This is a genomic window from Azospirillum sp. UFLA03-27 (assembly GCF_059803775.1).
Genome location: NZ_JAUQTX010000393.1, coordinates 1 through 3,811, shown reverse-complemented (window position 1 = coordinate 3,811; position 3,811 = coordinate 1). Strand labels below are relative to the sequence as shown.

The 3,811-nt window shown below is 66.4% G+C and carries 4 protein-coding genes; 2 read left to right on the top strand and 2 right to left on the bottom strand.

Annotation, left to right across the window (positions count from 1 at the left end; translation table 11 throughout):
- Window positions 1-77: 77 nt before the first annotated feature.
- Complete coding sequence (locus tag Q4I23_RS31260) at window positions 78-665, top strand: transporter (protein WP_498528795.1); 588 nt, start codon at window positions 78-80, stop codon at window positions 663-665.
- Window positions 666-757: 92 nt separating this feature from the next.
- Here the strand turns inward: Q4I23_RS31260 and recA are convergent, their stop codons facing one another.
- Window positions 758-1,837, bottom strand: coding sequence for a recombinase RecA (recA, locus tag Q4I23_RS31255; RefSeq protein ID WP_014240962.1), 1,080 nt, complete (start codon window positions 1,835-1,837; stop codon window positions 758-760).
- 223 nt (window positions 1,838-2,060) lie between these two features.
- Between recA and Q4I23_RS31250 the strand changes: the two genes are divergently transcribed.
- Window positions 2,061-2,564: a class I SAM-dependent methyltransferase gene (locus tag Q4I23_RS31250; protein WP_454018727.1), complete on the top strand. Its 504-nt coding sequence runs from the start codon at window positions 2,061-2,063 to the stop codon at window positions 2,562-2,564.
- 27 nt (window positions 2,565-2,591) lie between these two features.
- Here the strand turns inward: Q4I23_RS31250 and Q4I23_RS31245 are convergent.
- Window positions 2,592-3,811: ATP-binding protein (locus Q4I23_RS31245; RefSeq protein WP_498528794.1), on the bottom strand; the 1,220-nt coding region annotated here is incomplete at its 5' end.

The window sequence follows — 3,811 nt, the reverse complement described above, 5'->3', positions numbered from 1 at the left end:
GGTTGTTTGCGTCGTGCCATGCGGGGCCTCCTTCGGTCCCGAAGTTATGGCCCGTACACGAAATTTCAGACAGTCCCGTGCTGGCCTGGGCGACGCCCGCCAAGGTCCTGGGTGCCCGCCTTCAGTTGCTGGCCGCCCTGCCGGCACTTGCCGTGGGCGTCCAGAACAGCGATTACACGAGCGGCATCTACAACCCGTTCCTGGCGAGCCAGTTGGCGTGGGACCTGGGGAACGGCCTCGGCGTCAGCTACCTGCTGGGCGTCTATCTGCCGGTGGGCAACAAGCTGGGCTTCGACTCGACCTCGATCAACCAGCGCCTCGGCATCAGCTACACCGCCGACGACTGGAACCTGACCGCCAACACGATCTACGGCATCCACACCCGTTCGGAATCGCGGACGCTCAACCCGGACTTCCTGAACATCGACGTCACCGCCACGAAGAATTTCGGAAAGTGGACAGTCGGCCCGGTCGGCTTCGCCTCCTGGGATTTGAACAAGCCGACCTCCACCTACCGGAAGCAGGACCAGATCGCCCTGGGTGCCCTGGCCGGCTACAACTTCGACAAGGTGATCCTGCAGGGCTACCTGACCCGCACGGTCAGCGAGACCAACTACGGCGGCAAGGACACCCGCGCCTGGGGCCGCCTGATCGTTCCGTTCTAAGCGGAACCATTTCTCCAGCTCTCCGCACAAAGAAAAGGCCCCTCTCCAGCGAACCGGAGAGGGGCCATTCTGTCGGCGACGGAACGCCCGAATCACTCCGGCGTGGCGGCCTCGCCGTCGGCCTCCGGGGTGCCCATCATGGCGTCGGCGACAAGGCCGGCGTTGCCGCGGATCTTCGCCTCGATGGCGTCGGCCGTGGCCGGGTTGTTGCGCAGGTAGTTCTTGGCGTTCTCGCGGCCCTGGCCGATCCGGGTGCCGTCGTAGCTGAACCACGCGCCCGACTTCTCCACCACGCCGGCCTGGATGCCGAGGTCGAGAAGCTCGCCCACCTTCGACACGCCCTCGCCGTACATGATGTCGAACTCGACCACGCGGAACGGCGGGGCCATCTTGTTCTTCACCACCTTGACGCGGGTCTGGTTGCCCACCACCGTCTCGCGGTCCTTGATCGCGCCGATGCGGCGGATGTCCAGACGGACGGAGGCGTAGAACTTCAGCGCGTTGCCGCCCGTCGTCGTCTCCGGGTTGCCGAACATCACGCCGATCTTCAGGCGGATCTGGTTGATGAAGATCACCAGGCAGTTCGACTTGGCGATGGAGCCGGTCAGCTTGCGCAGCGCCTGGCTCATCAGGCGGGCGTGCAGGCCGACGTGGCTGTCGCCCATCTCGCCTTCCAGCTCGGCGCGCGGCACCAATGCTGCCACCGAGTCGACCACCAGCACGTCGACGGCGCCGGAGCGCACCAGCGTGTCGGCGATCTCCAGAGCCTGCTCACCGGCGTCGGGCTGGGAGATCAGCAGCTCGTCCACGTTCACGCCCAGCTTGCGGGCATAGGACGGGTCCAGGGCGTGCTCCGCGTCCACAAAGGCGCAGGTGCCGCCGCCCTTCTGGGCCTGGGCAATGGCGTGCAGCGCCAGCGTCGTCTTGCCCGAGCTTTCCGGCCCGTAAATCTCGATGATGCGGCCGCGCGGCAGGCCGCCGATGCCCAGCGCGATGTCGAGGCCGAGAGAGCCGGTGGAAACGACCTCCGTCTCGACCGTGTTCTCGCGGGCGCCGAGCTTCATGATCGAGCCCTTGCCAAAGGCGCGCTCGATCTGCGCCAGAGCGGCATCCAGGGCCTTCTGCTTATCCATGGAATCCTTCTCGACCAAACGAAGCTGTGCGGACGACATGCCCGTCTCCCCTTGTTAGATCACATCCGCGGCCCCAGGGCCAACGATCTCACCAACGGTCATTCGGTGAGAGGGAATGTACCAGCTTTGTTCCTCTTCGCAAAGCCCTAAGTTCCGCGAATGTTCTCATCGTAAGTTAGGAACGATTCGGCGCCGTGCAACGGAATTCCAACTGCGGCGTTCAAGAGGAGATGCTCCGCCAACGCCTCCCGAAGAGCCACGCATGACGACCGTCCACTCCACGCTCGACCGCATGATCGACCGCCTCACCACCCAGCGCGTCGCCCTCGGCTGGGCCGCCGGCTGCGTTGCAGGAACCCCTGGCCTAGTGATGGAGATCGGCCTGGGAAAGGGCCGCACCTACGACCATCTGCGCAGCCTGTTCCCACCACGCGACATCCTGGTCTTCGACATGTGGGCGCGCGTTCCCGCCTCCCTGCGGCCGGACGAGGACCGGCTTTTCCTCGGCGATTTCCGGGACACGCTGCCCGCCGCGGCGGAGCGCTTCCGCGGTGCGGTTCGGCTGGCCCACGCCGACATCGGCAGCGCGCAGGAAGACGACGAGGACGGCATCCGCCAGTGGATCGGCGGGCTGGCCGAACCTTTCCTGGCGCCGGGCGCGCTCGTCCTGTCAGACCGCCCGATCGGCACCGGCCGTCACGGGTGGGAGGCTCTCGACGTTCCGGGAACGGAACGCTGGACCTATCACGGCTGGCGCGTCGGATAGACGGCGCCGCGGCCTCCCCGGCCACCGCTATTTGCCGTCCCGGATGACCTCCTTCACCTTGGAAGCCAACTGCTTCAGGGAGAAGGGCTTGGGCAGGAAGTGGGCGACCTCGACCCCGTCGATTTCGCCCAGCCGGTCCTCGGCGTAGCCGGAGATGAAGATCACCCGCATGTCGGGCCGCACCTGCCGGACATGGCGAGCCAGGGTCGGTCCGTCCATCTGCGGCATCACCACGTCGGTGATCAGCAGGTCGATGCGGTTGCCGTCCGTGCCGATCTGCTGCAACGCGGCCTCGCCGTTCTTGGCCTCCAGGACCTGATAACCCTTGTTGCGCAACGCGCGGGCGGAGAAGACGCGCACGGCGTCCTCGTCCTCCACCAGCATGATGGTGCCGGAGCCGGTCAGGTCGCTGCCGCGCCGCTCCCGCGGCTCGCCCTGGTCGGGGCGCGCCTCGCCCTTGTGGCGGGGCAGCAGAATGGTGAAGGTCGTCCCCTCCCCCTTCTCCGACTCGACCAGCACGAAGCCGCCGGTCTGGCGGACAATGCCGTAGACGGTGGACAGCCCCAGGCCGGTGCCGGACCCCACGCCCTTGGTGGTGAAGAAGGGCTCGAAGATGCGCTGGAGATTCTCCTTGGGAATGCCGCAGCCGGTGTCGATCACCTCGATGGACACGTAGTCGCCGGCCGGAATGGTCTCGTGCTCGCGGCGCTGCGCCTGTTCCACCACATGGTTGGAGGTGACGATGGTCAGTCGCCCGCCACCGGCCATGGCGTCGCGCGCGTTGACCACAAGGTTGATGATCACCTGCTCGAGCTGGTTCTGGTCCACCTTGACGTAGCCGATGTCGCGGCCGTGGAGCATCTTCAGCTCGATGTTCTCGCCGATCAGCCGGCGCATCAGGTTGCCAAGCTCGGCCAGCACATCGGTCACGCTGAGGATGCGCGGCTGCAACGTCTGCTGGCGCGAGAAGGCCAGGAGCTGCCGCACGAGGTTGGCCGCGCGGTTGGCGTTCTGCTTGATCTGCATGATGTCGCTGAAGGACTGGTCGCCCGGCTTGTGGCGCAGCAGCAGCAGATCGCAGAAGCCGATCATCGCGGTCAGCAGGTTGTTGAAGTCGTGGGCGACGCCGCCGGCCAGCTGGCCGACCGCCTGCATCTTCTGCGACTGGGCGAACTGGGCCTCCAGCCCCTTGCGCTCGGTCATGTCGATGAAATGCAGGATCAGCCCCGCCGCCCCTTCCGGCCCTG